The following is a 17,317-nucleotide window of genomic DNA, read 5'->3' on the forward strand; positions in this document are numbered from 1 at the left end:
TATATCTTCACCAATTCAGTGCACCTAGCAAAAAAGGAAGAGAATACAAGATTCTCTTCCTGATAGACTTTTATATTGTAAATTCAAGCAAGTTTTTATGATTCTACGCTTGTTTCAACTTCTTCAGTCTCTGCTGTTTCCACAACTTCGTCAATGATTTCAACTTCATTGATTGCTTGTGGTTCCAAGTTACGGTAACGAGCCATACCAGTACCGGCCGGGATAATCTTACCAATGATAACATTTTCCTTGAGACCGAGCAGGTGATCCTTCTTACCACGGATAGCCGCATCTGTCAGAACACGAGTTGTTTCCTGGAAGGAAGCTGCAGACAGGAAGCTGTTAGTTTCAAGGGAAGCTTTGGTGATTCCCATGAGGACTGGACGAGCTGTCGCAGGTACACCGCCTGAGATAACCACATCACGGTTAGCATCTGTAAAGTCAGTGATATCCATGAGAGTTCCCATGAGGAGATCTGTATCACCTGGATCCATGACGCGCACCTTGCGAATCATTTGACGAACCATTACCTCAATGTGTTTGTCGCCGATTTCTACCCCTTGGCTACGGTAAACTTTTTGTACCTCAGCAAGCAGATAGGTTTCAACAGACAAGACATCACGGACAGCCAGCAAGTGCTTAGGCTGAATAGAACCTTCAGTCAAGGCAGCACCACGAGAAACTTGGTCCCCCACTTCTACCTTCATGCGAGCTGTGAATGGCACCACGTATTCGCCTTCGCCAGTTGCACCTGTAACAAAGACTTTCTTGGTACGAGTAGATGCATCTTCTTCGATAGCAGTAACTTCACCCTTGACTTCAGTGATGACCGCTTCCCCTTTCGGATTGCGGGCTTCAAAGATTTCTTGGACACGAGGAAGACCTTGTGTGATATCGGTATTAGAGGCAACACCACCCGTGTGGAAGGTACGCATGGTCAACTGTGTACCTGGCTCCCCGATAGACTGGGCAGCGATGGTTCCGACTGCTTCACCAACTTCAACCGCATCGCCAGTCGCCAAGTTGATACCGTAACAGTGACGGCAGACACCATGGCGAGTGTTACATGTAAAGACAGAGCGGATTGTCACTTCTTCAACACCAGCATTGACGATTTCACGCGCCTTGTCTTCGGTGATCAATTCATTTGGACCGATGATAACTGCGCCAGTTTCTGGATGTTTAACCGTTTTCTTAGTGTAACGACCATTGAGACGTTCTTCCAGAGACTCGATCATTTCCTTGCCTTCTGTGATAGAAGTGATGAGCAAGCCGCGGTCTGTACCACAGTCGTCCTCACGTATAATCACGTCTTGAGCAACGTCAACTAGACGACGAGTCAAGTAACCTGAATCGGCTGTCTTGAGGGCCGTATCGGTCATACCTTTACGGGCACCGTGAGTAGAGAAGAACATTTCCAATACAGACAAACCTTCGCGGAAGTTTGAAAGGATTGGCAATTCCATGATACGTCCGTTCGGAGCAGCCATCAGACCACGCATACCGGCAAGCTGTGAGAAGTTAGAGATGTTACCACGCGCTCCAGAGTCCATCATCATAACGATTGGGTTCTTCGGATCTTGGTTGGCAACCAAGCGTTTCTCCAGTTTTTCACGGGCAGCACGCCATTCAGCTGTAACAGCATTGTAGCGTTCGTCGTCAGTAATCATACCACGACGGAATTGCTTGGTGATTTGTTCTACACGCTTGTGAGATTCTTCAATAATCTCTGCCTTGTCTTCCACGACTGGAATGTCAGCAATACCTACTGTCAAACCAGCCAGAGTAGAATGGTGGTAACCTAGGTCTTTCAAGCGGTCCAGCAGGGCAGATGTTTCTGTCGTACGGAAGCGTTTGAAGATTTCAGCAATGATATTTCCTAGATTTTTCTTCTTGAACGGAATATTTAACTCTAGGGCTTCAATAGCAGACTTGATGTCTTTACCTGGCTCCAAGAAGTATTTAGCTGGTACACCTGCTGTCAAGTTAGCATTCGTTGGTTCTTGCAGGTAAGGCAGCTCTTCTGGCATGATATCGTTGAAGAGAATCTTACCTACTGTGGTCATGAGGATCTTGTGTTTTTGATCTTCTGTCCAAGGTTTGTTGAGGCTATCTGTCGCGATACCCACACGAGTGTGCAGGTGGACATAGCCATTACGCAAGGCCATCACGGCTTCATCACGGTCTTTAAAGACCATGCCTTCACCTTCACGACCTGCTTCTTCCATGGTCAGGTAATAGTTACCCAAGACCATATCTTGAGATGGTGTTACAACTGGTTTTCCGTCTTTCGGATTCAAGATGTGCTCAGCAGCCAGCATGAGGATACGAGCTTCAGCTTGAGCTTCTTCAGACAATGGAACGTGAATGGCCATTTGGTCACCGTCAAAGTCGGCATTGTAGGCTTCACAGACCAGCGGATGCAAGCGAAGAGCCTTACCATCGATTAGAACTGGCTCAAAGGCTTGGATCCCCAAACGGTGAAGGGTCGGCGCGCGGTTAAGGAGCACTGGGTGTTCTTTGATAACATCTTCCAAGACATCCCAGATGCGCTCATCGCCACGTTCTACCATGCGCTTAGCAGCTTTCACATTCTGTGCATAGTCACGGGCAACAATTTCCCGCATAACAAACGGTTTGAAGAGCTCGATCGCCATTTCACGTGGCACACCACATTGATACATCTTCAATGTCGGACCAACGGCGATAACGGAACGGCCTGAGAAGTCAACCCGTTTACCCAGCAAGTTTTGACGGAAGCGTCCTTGTTTACCTTTGAGCATGTGACTCAAAGACTTAAGTGGACGGCTACCTGGTCCTGTGATTGGACGACCACGACGACCATTGTCAATCAAAGCGTCCACCGCTTCTTGCAGCATCCGCTTCTCATTTTGAACGATGATGCCTGGTGCATTCAACTCAAGCAAACGAGCCAAACGGTTGTTCCGGTTGATAACGCGGCGGTAGAGGTCATTCAAGTCAGATGAGGCAAAGCGGCCACCATCCAATTGAAGCATTGGACGTAGATCTGGTGGAATGACTGGCAGGATGTTGAGAATCATCCATTCTGGCTTATTGCCAGAGCGGTAGAAGGCATCCAAAACGTCCAAACGACGAATAGCTTTGATTCGTTTTTGACCAGAAGCTGTTTTCAATTCTTCCTTGAGAGCCGCAATTTCTGTTTCCAAATCCACTTGTTTCAGCAAGTCTTGGATCGCTTCTGCTCCCATCTTGGCAACGAATGAACCTGCACCATATTCACGGAGGCGCTCACGATACTCGCGCTCCGTCATGATAGACTTGTGCTCCAGTGGTGTTTCCTTAGGATCAATCACCACATAAGCCGCAAAATAAATGACTTCTTCTAGGGCGCGCGGACTCATATCTAGAGTCAAGCCCATACGGCTTGGGATTCCCTTGAAATACCAAATGTGAGAAACCGGTGCTTTAAGCTCGATGTGCCCCATACGTTCACGACGAACCTTGGTCCGTGTTACTTCAACACCACAGCGGTCACAAATAATCCCTTTGTAACGAATCCGTTTGTATTTACCGCAGGCACACTCCCAATCCTTGGTTGGCCCGAAGATCACCTCGTCAAAGAGGCCTTCACGTTCTGGCTTCAAGGTCCGGTAATTGATTGTCTCAGGCTTCTTCACTTCTCCGTAAGACCATGAACGGACCTTACTTGGAGAAGCTAGGGTGATTTGCATACTTTTAAATCGATTTACATCAACCACTATTTCTTACCTTTCTTATTTATCTAATCAGCGACGAATTATTTTTCTTCATTTCCTTCAGCATCAAAAGCTGCTTTAGCTTCCTGAGCCTGTTTTTGACGTGCTTTTTCCAGATCATCCACATGGATCACATCTTCATCCATATCCTCATCCAAGTCACGAAGTTCTACTTCTTGGTCATCTTCGTCAAGGACACGCATGTCAAGACCAAGAGATTGCAATTCTTTCACAAGAACTCGGAAGGATTCTGGCACACCTGGTTTTGGAATTGGTTTCCCTTTGGTAATCGCTTCATAAGCTTTCAAACGTCCGTTGATATCGTCAGACTTGTAAGTCAAGATTTCTTGAAGTACGTTTGACGCGCCGTAAGCCTCTAGGGCCCAAACTTCCATTTCCCCGAAACGTTGTCCACCAAACTGAGCTTTACCTCCGAGTGGCTGTTGGGTAACGGTTGAGTATGGTCCGACTGAACGAGCGTGCAATTTATCATCAACCATGTGGTGGAGTTTGATCATGTACATGACACCAACTGATACACGGTTGTCAAACGGCTCACCAGTACGTCCATCGTAAAGGATTGTCTTGGCATCGCTATCCATACCAGCTTCACGAACTGTAGACCAGAGGTCTTCTGAGCTTGCTCCGTCAAAGACCGGTGTCGCAATGTGGATGCCCAAGTTACGGGCTGCCATACCAAGGTGGAGTTCCATAACCTGACCGATATTCATACGGGATGGCACCCCAAGTGGATTCAACATGATATCGACTGGAGTTCCGTCTGGCAAGTATGGCATATCTTCCACAGGAACGATACGAGAGACAACCCCTTTGTTTCCGTGACGTCCGGCCATCTTATCTCCGACCTTGATTTTACGTTTTTGAGCGATGTAGACACGCACCAGCATATTAACACCAGATTGCAACTCATCACCGTTTGCACGAGTAAAGATCTTCACATCGCGAACGACACCATCGGCACCGTGAGGTACACGAAGAGAAGTGTCACGTACTTCACGAGACTTATCACCAAAGATCGCGTGCAAGAGACGTTCTTCAGCTGAAAGATCTTTTTCACCCTTAGGCGTTACTTTACCGACAAGGATATCGCCTTCTTTAACCTCAGCACCGATACGGATAATCCCCATTTCGTCAAGGTCTTTAAGGGCATCTTCACCAACGTTTGGAATTTCACGAGTGATTTCTTCAGGCCCAAGCTTTGTATCGCGAGTTTCTGATTCGTATTCTTCGAGGTGGACAGAGGTGTAGACATCGTCTTTCACCAAGCGTTCGCTCATGATAACGGCATCCTCGAAGTTGTAACCTTCCCATGTCATGTAGGCAACGATTGGGTTTTGTCCAAGCGCCATTTCTCCATTTTCCATAGAAGGTCCATCAGCGATAAAGTCGCCTTTTTCAACGACATCGCCAACTTTTACAAGGGTGCGTTGGTTGTAGGCAGTTCCTGAGTTTGAACGACGGAATTTTTGAATGTGGTACACATCTAATGAACCGTCTTCACGACGAACTTCTACCTTATCCGCATCCGCATAGGTAACCTTACCATCATACTGAGCAATAACCGCCGCACCAGAATCGTGGGCAGCTTGGTATTCCATACCAGTACCGACATAAGGCGCTTTTGGATCAATCAAAGGCACAGCCTGACGTTGCATGTTGGCACCCATGAGGGCACGGTTGGAGTCGTCATTTTCCAAGAAAGGAATACATGCTGTCGCCACGGCAACTACCTGCTTAGGTGATACGTCCATGTAGTCTACTTGGTCTGATGGAAATTCTTGGTTATTACCTTGGTGGCGTCCCATAACAATAGGCTCTGCAAAGCCACCTTTTTCATTAAGTTTAGAGTTGGCCTGCGCTACGATAAATTCATCTTCCTCGTCAGCTGTCAGCCAAACGATTTCGTTGGTTACCACACCAGCTTCACGGTCTACCTTACGGTAAGGTGTTTGAATAAATCCGTATTTATTAAGATGTCCGTAAGAAGACAAGTTATTGATCAAACCGATGTTTGGTCCTTCAGGCGTTTCAATCGGACACATACGACCATAGTGAGTATAGTGCACGTCTCGCACTTCATAACCAGCGCGGTCACGTGTCAAACCACCAGGTCCTAAGGCAGAAAGACGACGCTTGTGAGAAAGCTCAGACAGCGGATTGTGTTGGTCCATGAACTGAGACAACTGAGAAGAACCAAAGAATTCTTTAATAGCAGCAGTTACTGGACGGATGTTGATGATTTGTTGTGGAGTCAGCACTTCATTGTCCTGAACAGACATCCGTTCACGAACATTACGCTCCATCCGAGAAAGTCCCAGACGAACTTGGTTAGCCAAAAGCTCACCAACTGCACGAATACGACGGTTCCCCAAGTGGTCAATATCATCCACACGACCGATACCTTCTGCCAAGTTGAGGAAATAGCTCATTTCAGCCAAGATATCAGCTGGTGTTACAGTCCGAACCTTGTCAGAAGGATTTGCATTACCAATAATGGTCACAACACGGTCTGGATCGCTTGGTGCGACGACCTTAAACTTCTGCAATTCTACAGGCTCTGTCAAGACAGCTGAGTCGTTTGGAATATAAGTGATCTTGTTCAAACCATTGTCCAGTTGCTCTGCAATGCTATCAATCACACTGCGAGTCATGACTGTACCAGCTTCGACAAGAATTTCACCTGTTTCAGCATCTACTAGATGTTCTGCCAATGTTTGATTGAGCAGACGATTCTTGATGTTGAGCTTCTTGTTAATCTTGTAACGACCAACGGCAGCCAAGTCATAGCGATGTGGATCAAAGAAACGTGCCACAAGTAAGCTACGTGAGCTTTCAGCCGTCTTAGGCTCACCTGGACGAAGACGCTCATAGATTTCTTTCAGAGCTTCATCCGTACGAGAGTCCATTGGGTTCTTGTGAATATCTTTTTCGATGGTGTTGCGCACCAAGTCGCTGTCACCAAAGATGTCCAAGATCTCATCATCTCCTGAGAAACCAAGCGCACGCACCAGAGTGGTAAATGGAATCTTCCGCGTCCGGTCAATACGAGTGTAGGCAATGTCTTTTGAGTCTGTTTCCAACTCTAACCAAGCACCGCGGTTAGGAATAACCGTTGAACCGTAGCCAACTTTTCCGTTTTTGTCAACTTTATCGTTAAAGTAAACCCCTGGAGAACGCACCAACTGGGATACGATAATCCGCTCACCACCATTGATGATGAAGGTCCCCATTTCAGTCATGATTGGGAAATCACCAAAGAAGACTTCCTGCGTCTTGATTTCACCAGTTTCCTTGTTAATCAAACGGAAAGTCACAAAGATTGGCGCTGAGTAGCTAGCATCGTGGATACGAGCTTCTTCCAGCGTATATTTAGGCTCACGGATTTCATAGCCGACAAATTCCAGTTCCATGGTGTCGGTAAAGTTTGAAATAGGAAGCACATCCTCGAAGACTTCTTTCAAACCATGGTCCAAGAAATCTTTAAACGAGTCTGTTTGAATTTCAATCAAGTTTGGTAAATCAAGAACTTCTTTAATTCTTGAAAAACTACGACGGGTCCGATGTTTCCCGTATTGAACGTCATGTCCTGCCAAGTTTCTAACTCCTTTTTTATAAAGTACAGAGGGAGGGAATCGGAGAAAATTGAGATTTTCTGATTATTGGAATACTAACCATTTGCCTCTCATATCACACTCTTCTTCACTCTTACCAAGGGGATACCCCTTCTACGCCATTGACTCTCGTCAAAACAGCTACAATCAGTCCTTTTTGCCAAGTTTTTAGAATCTTTAAGTTTGCGTTACAAATCCTAGAATTCTGAAAAATAGACACAAAAAGAGCAGCTAAATCTGACTTATAAAAAGTTTGATTTAACTGCTGCAAGCTTTAATCGGACAATATTTCAATTAAAGCACACGACAAATTATTGATACTATTATACCGTATTTATCTAGAAATTGCAAGGCTTTCCTCTTCTTTCTGAAAAGTTGAAAAGCCGTTTTTGATGTCCTAGTTTCCCTGTCGGTTACTGCTGGAATTCGTCCCATTATTGGAATTCGGATTAGAGCTAAAGTTAGAACCAGAATTAGAGGTATAACCACCCAAGATTGCTCCCCAAGCTTTCTGATAATCCGCATCAGATGCACCGATACCAAAGCGATAGCTCGTCGTTGGAGCGCCATTCTTAGCCCAGTAGCTAGGAACAGTCGGACCGCTTACATTGATGGAACGGCCATTGATTGTGACGGTTCCCGGTCTTTCTCCAGTAGATTTGAGAACATCAGACTTGATAACGCTCGAATCAAGATTGAATTTCTCTCCGATTCCCCAAGCCTCTGGATCCGCCTCATAAATGGCATTGGCTAGATAGGCCATATAGGCCGCATTATTATTGTAGCCTGTTAGGGCAGCCATAGAAGTATTGTCATCATGACCAATCCAGCCTCCAAGGGTCATCCGAGGAGTGGAAAGCATGAGCCACATATCTCCATTGCTGTTGGTTGTACCTGTCTTGCCAATCCAGTCTGCGCCGGCCAAGGTACCATTGACTTGACTAATCCTTGATTTAAAGGTCGTAGTTGCACCAGAGTTGAGCACACCCCGCATCAAGCTTTGCATAATCGTTGCAGTAGCAGGCGAGTAAACCTGAACTGGTTTCGCCTTATGCTCATAAACCACCTTGCCGTCTGGAGCTGTGATCTTTTCAATCATATACTTTTCTTGATAAGAACCATTATTAGCCAAAGTCTGGAAACCGTTGGTGTGCTGGGCAACCGAAACCTCGATTCCCCCACCCATTGGTAGACTTTCAATATCGTAGTTGTCAATATGGTAGCCCATTTTTTCCATATAGCCTCGGACATTCACACCCTTCTCGCGAAGTGCACGATAGGTCCAATAAGCTGGAATATTCCAAGAAGTATTGAGGGCTTCCTGCAGGTCCATCATGCCTGTTCCGCGACTGTCCACGTGCATAATTGGCTCACCGCTAGAGAAGTTCGTCGGATAATTGGAAAGGACACTCGCACTTCCCATCAGCCCTTGGTCAATGGCAATCCCATAAGCTAAAATTGGCTTGATAGTCGAACCAGGAGATCTTTCCGTATCAAAAGCATGGTTGTTTTGATTAGAGCTATAGTCTCTACCACCGACAAAACCAATAATGGCTCCTGTTTTATTGTCCTGAAGGACATTTCCAACCTCGACCATTCCTGTCCCATCATCCAAGAGACCACCGTAGTTGGCAACTGCATTCTGCATTGCCTGATGAATCGAATGATTGATGGTTGTTGTGACCGTATAGCCACCCTCGCTCAGCTCTTTTCGAGCCAACTCTTGATAGGCTTCAACCGTTGCATTATTTTTTAATTCTTGCTGGGATACATTGTCCCGCTGAATCAAATACTGATACATGGCCGTCTGCGCTTCTGAAAAGGCTGTATGGTAGAGGTAGCTATGCGAGCTCTTTTGAAGGCTCTCAGTCGGCTTGAAATCCTGCGTCAGATCATAGTCCTTGTACTGCTGATAGTCTGCTTCACTCAGTCGACCTGTACGGTACATATTATACAAAACATTCCGAGCCCGCTCTAGACCTAAAGCCATATCATCTGGACTCTTCATGCTACCATCAGAGGCATAGGGCGAATAGACAATTGGGCTCTGGGGCAATCCTGCAATAAACGCAGCCTGTGGAATACTCAAATCCTTGGCTGATACACCAAAAATCCCTTGAGCTGCTTCTTCCACTCCAGCAATATTTTGTCCTTTGTTATTCCGACCAAAAGGTGCTACATTCAAATAAGCAGTCAGAATGTCATCCTTGGACATATAGCGTTCCAGAGCCAAGGCATCAACAATCTCTACTGCCTTCCGCTTGAAAGTCGGAGCATCTCCCACGACCTGCTGCTTGATCAACTGCTGAGTTAAGGTCGAGCCCCCGCTGGATGAACCAACTCCAACTACAGAACCCAAGGTTGCCCGCAGAACAGCCTTGGGCACAACACCATTGTGAGTTTCAAAGTTCTCATCTTCCGTCGCAATGATAGCATTTTTGACATTATCCGAAATCGCATCGCTGGCAACTGGAATCCGCAACAAATCATTATCGATTTCAGAAATCAACTCTCCGTTAGCATAGGTCAGCTTCGAAATCCCAGAAATCTTATTGACCTGACTTACCAGCTCCTCCTGCTTCGGCACGGAGACATCACTAAAAAGGCTGGCGGCATAGCCCAATCCGAGTCCAGCCCCCAATACTATTCCAAAAAAGATAAATACAAAAGCGACATTTAAGAGTAGTTTTACTGTCCGAAAAATAACGGAAACAATATCAAGTACCGACCATGTCTCTCCTTTTGGCTTAGACGTCTTAACAGGTGAGGGCTCCCCCTTACCAAACTGTTTTAACTTTTTTATAAATGGTTTCAACATAGATTCTCCTTATCGACTATTATAGCAAACATCAGCAGATTATATCAAGAAAGAGCTAATTCTAGCGCTTTTACAGGAATTATTTTCTGGCTACTCATTGCTATTTGTCGGGTTTGTGATACAATAGAAAGATAAGACAAAAAATAATTGAGCAAGGGCAACTGTCTTTGCTATCTTAGAAAAGGAGAGACAACTATGCACATTTTTGATGAGCTAAAAGAGCGTGGTTTGATTTTTCAAACGACTGATGAAGAAGCTTTGCGTAAAGCCTTAGAAGAAGGGCAGGTCTCTTATTATACTGGATACGATCCAACAGCGGACAGTCTGCACTTAGGTCACTTGGTAGCTATTTTGACCAGCCGCCGCTTACAGTTAGCTGGGCACAAGCCTTATGCCCTCGTCGGTGGTGCAACAGGTTTGATTGGCGACCCATCCTTTAAAGATGCAGAGCGTAGCCTGCAAACCAAGGAAACCGTTGATGGCTGGGTTCAGTCTATCCAAGGCCAACTTTCTCGCTTTCTTGACTTTGAAAATGGCGAAAACAAAGCTGTCATGGTCAACAACTACGACTGGTTTGGCAGCATCAGCTTCATTGATTTCCTCCGTGATGTCGGTAAATACTTCACTGTCAACTACATGATGAGCAAGGAATCCGTGAAAAAACGGATTGAAACAGGGATTTCTTACACAGAGTTTGCTTACCAAATCATGCAAGGTTACGACTTCTTTGTCCTTAACAAAGAACATAACGTAACTCTTCAAATCGGTGGTTCTGACCAGTGGGGTAATATGACTGCTGGTACCGAATTGCTTCGTCGTAAGGCTGACAAGACAGGCCACGTTATCACAGTCCCTCTTATCACTGATGCAACTGGTAAAAAATTTGGTAAATCAGAAGGAAATGCTGTTTGGCTCAATGCCGACAAGACTTCTCCATACGAAATGTATCAATTCTGGATGAATGTCATGGACGCTGACGCTGTTCGCTTCTTGAAGATCTTTACTTTCTTGTCACTCGATGAGATTGAAGACATCCGCAAACAGTTTGAAGCAGCTCCACACGAACGCTTGGCTCAAAAAGTCCTCGCTCGTGAAGTCGTGACTCTTGTCCATGGTGAAGAAGCCTACAAAGAAGCCCTTAACATCACTGAGCAACTCTTTGCAGGAAATATCAAAAACCTTTCTGTCAAAGAACTCAAACAAGGACTTCGTGGAGTACCAAACTACCAAGTTCAAGCCGACGAAAATCTTAACATCGTGGAAATCCTCGTGTCATCTGGCGTGGTCAACTCAAAACGCCAAGCCCGCGAAGATGTTCAAAACGGAGCAATTTACGTCAACGGCGACCGCATCCAAGACCTTGACTATGTCTTGAGCGACGCAGATAAGTTAGAGAACGAACTCACTGTTATCCGACGCGGTAAGAAGAAATACTTCGTCCTTACATACTAAAACATTCAAAACTTATCCACACAAACAAAAGGAGTTACTCTTCCCTGAGATAACTCCTTTTGCTTATGGTTGATTAAAATCTTCTTACATACCTATTCTTAACAGAAAGACTACGAAGTACAATTCGCAAAGTTGTGAGGTTATGTAAGATAGAAAGATTGGAAGGACTAAGCCAGTTAAATAAACCAAAGCCAATCAAACTACTGTTTACGACGATAGTTTCTTGGATATTCTTCTGAATCAGTTTTTGCAAAGACGATGAAAGAGAGTCTAATTCTTCAAAAAAATCCAAGCGATTATCTAATAATAATATATCGCTCATTTGCTTAGAAATATCTGCACTTTCATTCATCACAACACCAATATCCGCAAGGGTTAGAGCTGCCGAGTCATTCAGGCCGTCTCCGACCATTAAGACAGCATGACCAGATTGCTGTAACTCCTGCACCAATTCAAATTTTCCATCAGGTTTCAAATCTGTATAAACTTGATCAAACGGCAAATCTTTTACAAGTTCTTCCGTTCTAACCAAGGTATCACCTGTTGCTAAAATCAGTTTCTTTCCTTGAGCTTTGAGCTTTTCTAAGGCAACTTTTGCTTCTTTTCTCAAAGGAGTATGGATACAGAACATCCCAATAAGATCATTGCGATAGCCCAAGAACAGTAGATTGTAGTGATTCTTATATTCTTCGATCAGGGCATTTTGTTCAGGACTAATATTGATTTGCTCGTCTTGCATCAGGACAAAATTTCCGATGACAACCGATTCACCATCAATATGGGACTTAATTCCCTTGCTTGCAATATATTGGAGTTTCCCATGCATTTCCTCATGTTCAATTCCCTCTATCTCAGCTTGCTTGACAATGGCATTAGCGATAGGATGATAGATGTGCTCCTCAAGACAGGCACTGATTCTGAGAATATCTTCCTCACTATAGTCTCCAAAAGGTAACACCTTTTCAACTATAGGATAGCTAGTTGTGATTGTCCCCGTCTTATCAAATAAGAAGGTATCGACTTCCAGATATTTCTCCAGAACATCCCCATCCTTAATCACCATTTCACGATTCAAACCCTCCTTGATAGCCGTTAAATAAGCTACAGGAGTAGAGATTTTCAAAGCGCAGGAGAAATCGACCAATAAGAAAGAAATAGCCTTAGAAAAAGAACCTGTTAATAGGTAAGTCAGACCAGCACCCAAGAAATTATATTTGACGACCTTATCCGCCATCTTGATGAAATAGCGTTGTTTCGTTTTCTTGTTTTCTTCAGATTTCTTCATCAACTCAATTAGCTGTAAAATACGGCTGTTCATCTGATTATCGGTTACACGAATGCGTAACTCTCCAGTTTCTAATACTGTATTTGCACAAACCAAATCAGACTCTCTTTTTTCAACTGGAAAACTCTCTCCTGTCAAGGAGCTTTCGTTGACCATACCTAAACCTGAAACTACTTGTCCATCAAACAGAATTTCATTTCCTTGAGATAGGACCAAGACATCTCCTATTTGAACATCGGAACTCTTGATACTAACAACCGTATCCCCCTGTACTAGAAATACATCGCTCTCTTTTGCAAGAAGGCTCTGTTCTAAATCTGTTGCAGTTTTTTTCAAGGACCACTGATCTAAATGATTCCCCAAATCAAGCATAAACATGATATTGCTAGCCGTCTTAGATTGGTTCATAAACAAGGACAATAAAATCGCCGAACAGTCCAGGACCTCCATCGTTAGTTCCTTGCGCGCTAGTGTTTGATAAGCTTCTCTAATATAGCCAAAAGCCTGATAACAAGTCCATATATAGCGAATAGGATACGGCACAAAACTACGAAAAAGTATACGCTTAATCGCTGCACCTGAAACAATAGAATAAGCACTCTCTTCTCTACGAATGGGAAGAGTCATCAACTCAGAAACTTTCCCTTTATCAATTCTTTTTAAAAAGGCTTCTGCATTGTCTAATACAGAGAAGCCTTCTTTTATACGTAGAGTAAAGTGCTGTTGATCCATGTAAAACTGGATGGACTCAATCCCCTTTTCATCTCTCGCCAAGGAACGAAGATAGTCTTGAATATCCAAGGTGAGTGAAAAAGAAGATGATAGTCGGATATGTTGGTATCCTCTATGTAGCACTTTAAAAGACATATTATTCCCCTATAAGGCTATCTAATTGCTCTTCTTTTTTCTCTTGCTCGTACAAATATTTGGCATCTTGCAAGACATCGTCTCCATGTTGTTTCACAACAGAAACAGATGCATCTAGCCCGTCTTTCAACTTGTAAGCCTTAGCCAAAGCTTTAGAATAACCTTTTTTAGCTTCCTTACTTGCTAAGATTTTCAAGCCAAGGGTACCAAATGCGACACCACCCAAAAATAGTGAAGATTTTTTCGCAACTTTTGCAACGGTTAATACTTCTTTTAACATACTTATTTCCTCCTTATCATTATTATATAGAAATTTAGATATAAAAGCAATTTCATTTTATAAATTGGAGAATTAGTTTTATTTCTACTGAATCTCCCATCTACTTACTCCTAAAGTTGCTTTCACTTGTCTCTTTTGATACACTTAAACTATGAATACAAACCTCAAACCCAAACTCCAGCGTTTTGCCACAGCGACCGCTTTTGCCTGTCCCATCTGCAAGGAAGAGCTGCAGCTGATGGATAGCAGCCTTAAATGCCAACATCGGCATTCTTATGACTTGGCTAAGTTTGGCTATGTCAATCTAGCACCTCAAATCAAGCAGCCCAAAGACTACGATAAGGCCAGTTTTCAAAATCGGCAGTTGATCTTAGAAGCAGGATTCTACCAAGCTATCTTAGAGGCTGTCTCAAACTTGCTTGCAAGCTCAGAATCTGCTAAAACAGTCTTAGATATTGGATGCGGTGAGGGCTTCTACTCTCGTAAACTCCAAGAAACCCATCCCCAAAAAACCTTCTATGCTTTCGATATTTCAAAAGATTCCATTCAGTTGGCGGCCAAGAGCGACAGCAGTTTCGCAGTCAATTGGTTCGTCGGTGATTTGGCCAAGCTACCGCTACAAGATGCCAGCATGGACATCATTTTAGACATCTTTTCTCCAGCCAATTATCAGGAATTTCGGCGAGTCATGTCTGACAATGCCCTCCTCATCAAGGTCATCCCCACCGAGCGCCATCTTCAAGAAATTCGCCAAAAAGCCGCTAGACAGCTCAGCAACAAGGATTACTCTAACCAAGAAGTCATCCAGCATTTCCGAGAGCACTTCGATATAATCTCTGAAATCAATGTTGAGTCTAGCCACTCCTTGACTGCCGAAAGTAGAGCCGCTCTTTTAGCGATGACACCACTCCTCTTTCACGTTGAGCAAGACCAGATCGACTGGACTGACCTCACCCAAGTAACTATTGCCGCTACCATTCTTATCGGAAAAGCAAAATAAAGAAAAGATAGTCCGCAGACCAAATGCATTCCGTTTGGCTTGCTGACTATCTTTTTTATAACTCATATTTTAATAAACTGTTTTCTCTGTTTCGAAATCAAAGAAATGCGCCTTGTTCAGGTCAAAACCAAGGTCAATACCTGCACCTGTTTCTGAGTAGTCACGAGCATCTACCCGTGCGATAAACTCGCTATCACCAACTTGGCAGTAAAGGTGAGACTCAGAACCCAAAAGCTCAGAGACAGAGATGGTCGCATGAACCACAGAATCTGGGAAGGTCTCTAAGAAGGCAGGTTCTGTATTGATGTCTTCTGGACGAATACCGAAGATCAATTTCTTGCCGTCATAACCCTTCTCACGCAGAACTTTCAGCGTTCCTTCTGGCACTGTCAAACGCAAGCCATCGGCAACGATTTCATTCCCCTCAAGTGTCACAGTGATAAAGTTCATCGCTGGGCTGCCAATGAATCCCGCCACAAACTTGTTGACTGGATTTCTGTAGACTTCCTGTGGACTACCGATCTGCTCTACTCGACCAATGGTTCCAGTTCCAGCAGGGTTCTTGGTTGCTGACATGATAACAATCCGGTCTGCAAGCGTCATCGCTTCTGTCTGGTCGTGGGTAACGTAAATGGTTGTTGCTCCGATACGGCGGTGGATTTTGGCAATCTCAGCCCGCATGGAAACACGCAGCTTCGCATCCAAGTTTGACAAAGGCTCGTCCATTAGGAAAACCTTTGCATCACGCACGATGGCACGACCCATAGCAACACGCTGACGTTGACCACCTGACAAGTCCGCTGGCTTGCGATCCAAGAATTCTTTCAAACCAAGAATTTCAGCTGCTTCTTGCACCCGTTTATCGATATCTTCCTTGCTATACTTGCGCAGTTTGAGCCCGAAAGCCATGTTGTCGTAGACTGTCATGTGTGGATAGAGGGCATAGTTCTGGAAGACCATAGCGATATCGCGGTCTTTCGGTGCCACATCATTGACCACTTTACCGTCGATTGACGCTGTTCCTTCTGTGATATCCTCAAGACCTGCAATCATACGCAACGTTGTGGATTTCCCGCATCCTGATGGACCGACGAAAACGATAAATTCCTTGTCCTTAATGTCCAAATTAAAGTCTTCAACAGAATAGTGCTCACTATTTGGATACTTCTTATAAATATTTTTCAGATTTAACTCAACCATAAGTTCCCCTTTACTTTATGTGAAAATAGTTGCCTTTGAAACCCCTAAAAATTTCAAAGCGCTTTCATAAAAATATTATATCCTTTTTTAATTATTATTTCAAGCATTTATTCAAACGTTTGCACAATTTTTTATCATATTTTAACTAACTACTCTTTTAAAACAAAAAATAGGATAGAAAATTTCTATCCTACACGACTAGTTAGTAACACGATAATAAAATTGACCTTGTTCATCAAAGCTATTCATCCCAACTCCCGTCCACAGACGATCTTGGCTGGCATCTGAGCTATCTTGGAAATTTTCTTTATTCGCAAGCTTGACACCTTTTGGAATGAACTCTAGCAAGAAACCACCAGTTTCACCGCCGTATACACCGCCAGAAGCCGTTCCATAATCCGTTAACGATGCTCCGTACAGCTCATAGCTATCAGAAACTAACCCTTTATCATTGAACACCAGCTGGTGACCAGCAGCATTCTGCCAGGTTCCTTTTACACTGGAGTAGTCTCCATTGGCCAAGGCCGAAATATCCATTGCTTTTTTCTCCTCTTGCGTCTTTTCTGGACTAACTTCTGCTGAGCTTTGACTGCTTGTGGCAGAAGAAGACGATTCTGCAACACTCTGACTAGAAGCTACTTGAGAAGATTCCTGAGTAGTACTCGAACTTGTCTGAGTAGAATTAACTGACTTACTAGAGCAGGCTGCCAAAGTCAATAGAGCTAAGCAACATAACAAAGGATAGACTATTTTCTGCTTCATGGCTTTCTCCTTATCCAATAAATGATTACTAATATTATAGACTTTTTCGGCCTATTTTACAAGTTAGCTCAGTTATCCTGCACCGCTAAGACCTTATAGATGGTTTTTCTCAAAGCCGCCTGATAGTCCTCTACAGTCAGGGGTCTCTCTGTAATAATTTCTGCAGTCTGCCTGCCCAGATCTACTGTCACATCTGACACATCTTCCATAGACAGGAAATGCCTGGTGACGTGTTTGACACAATTTTGGCAAGATAAGTTTTCTAATTGGACTGTTTGTTTCAT

Annotated in this window: 10 protein-coding genes; 2 read left to right on the plus strand and 8 right to left on the minus strand. The window is 44.1% G+C overall.

Going from position 1 to position 17,317, the window contains the following annotated elements:
* Nucleotides 1-95: 95 nt before the first annotated feature.
* From rpoC to pbp1b, 3 genes are all read right to left on the minus strand, one after another.
* A complete protein-coding gene (gene rpoC, locus HBA50_RS09420; protein WP_080940867.1) occupies nucleotides 96-3,740 on the minus strand; it encodes a DNA-directed RNA polymerase subunit beta' in 3,645 nt (1,214 codons plus the stop codon).
* Between the two features lie 38 nt (nucleotides 3,741-3,778).
* On the minus strand, nucleotides 3,779-7,351 hold the full coding sequence (rpoB, locus tag HBA50_RS09425) for a DNA-directed RNA polymerase subunit beta (RefSeq protein ID WP_045498139.1): 3,573 nt from the start codon (nucleotides 7,349-7,351) through the stop codon (nucleotides 3,779-3,781).
* 415 nt (nucleotides 7,352-7,766) lie between these two features.
* Nucleotides 7,767-10,187: a penicillin-binding protein PBP1B gene (pbp1b, locus tag HBA50_RS09430; RefSeq protein WP_045498142.1), complete on the minus strand. Its 2,421-nt coding sequence runs from the start codon at nucleotides 10,185-10,187 to the stop codon at nucleotides 7,767-7,769.
* A gap of 195 nt (nucleotides 10,188-10,382) precedes the next feature.
* Here pbp1b and tyrS point away from each other — a divergent pair, with 195 nt between their 5' ends.
* Nucleotides 10,383-11,639 carry a tyrosine--tRNA ligase gene (tyrS, locus tag HBA50_RS09435; RefSeq protein WP_045498145.1) on the plus strand — a complete coding sequence of 419 codons (1,257 nt, stop codon included), beginning with the start codon at nucleotides 10,383-10,385 and terminating at the stop codon, nucleotides 11,637-11,639.
* Between the two features lie 73 nt (nucleotides 11,640-11,712).
* Here the strand turns inward: tyrS and HBA50_RS09440 are convergent, their stop codons facing one another.
* Nucleotides 11,713-13,791 carry a heavy metal translocating P-type ATPase gene (locus HBA50_RS09440; protein WP_045498148.1) on the minus strand — a complete coding sequence of 693 codons (2,079 nt, stop codon included), beginning with the start codon at nucleotides 13,789-13,791 and terminating at the stop codon, nucleotides 11,713-11,715.
* A gap of 1 nt (nucleotide 13,792) precedes the next feature.
* The gene (locus HBA50_RS09445; RefSeq protein ID WP_000910910.1) at nucleotides 13,793-14,071 is read right to left on the minus strand and encodes a DUF6110 family protein; all 279 of its coding nucleotides are present in this window, start codon (nucleotides 14,069-14,071) and stop codon (nucleotides 13,793-13,795) included.
* A gap of 151 nt (nucleotides 14,072-14,222) precedes the next feature.
* Here HBA50_RS09445 and HBA50_RS09450 point away from each other — a divergent pair, with 151 nt between their 5' ends.
* Entirely contained in the window at nucleotides 14,223-15,071 is an 849-nt protein-coding gene (locus HBA50_RS09450) for a methyltransferase domain-containing protein (RefSeq protein WP_005591276.1), read from the plus strand.
* Between the two features lie 69 nt (nucleotides 15,072-15,140).
* On the opposite strand, the gene HBA50_RS09455 is transcribed toward HBA50_RS09450, so the two are convergent.
* From HBA50_RS09455 to HBA50_RS09465, 3 genes are all read right to left on the minus strand, one after another.
* Nucleotides 15,141-16,271, minus strand: coding sequence for an ABC transporter ATP-binding protein (locus HBA50_RS09455; RefSeq protein WP_005591277.1), 1,131 nt, complete (start codon nucleotides 16,269-16,271; stop codon nucleotides 15,141-15,143).
* A gap of 198 nt (nucleotides 16,272-16,469) precedes the next feature.
* A complete protein-coding gene (locus HBA50_RS09460) occupies nucleotides 16,470-17,033 on the minus strand; it encodes a DUF6287 domain-containing protein (protein WP_045498187.1) in 564 nt (187 codons plus the stop codon).
* Between the two features lie 68 nt (nucleotides 17,034-17,101).
* Nucleotides 17,102-17,317, minus strand: coding sequence for a heavy-metal-associated domain-containing protein (locus HBA50_RS09465; RefSeq protein WP_045498191.1), 216 nt, complete (start codon nucleotides 17,315-17,317; stop codon nucleotides 17,102-17,104).

It is taken from the genome of Streptococcus cristatus ATCC 51100, assembly GCF_011612585.1.
Classification (GTDB): domain Bacteria; phylum Bacillota; class Bacilli; order Lactobacillales; family Streptococcaceae; genus Streptococcus; species Streptococcus cristatus_H.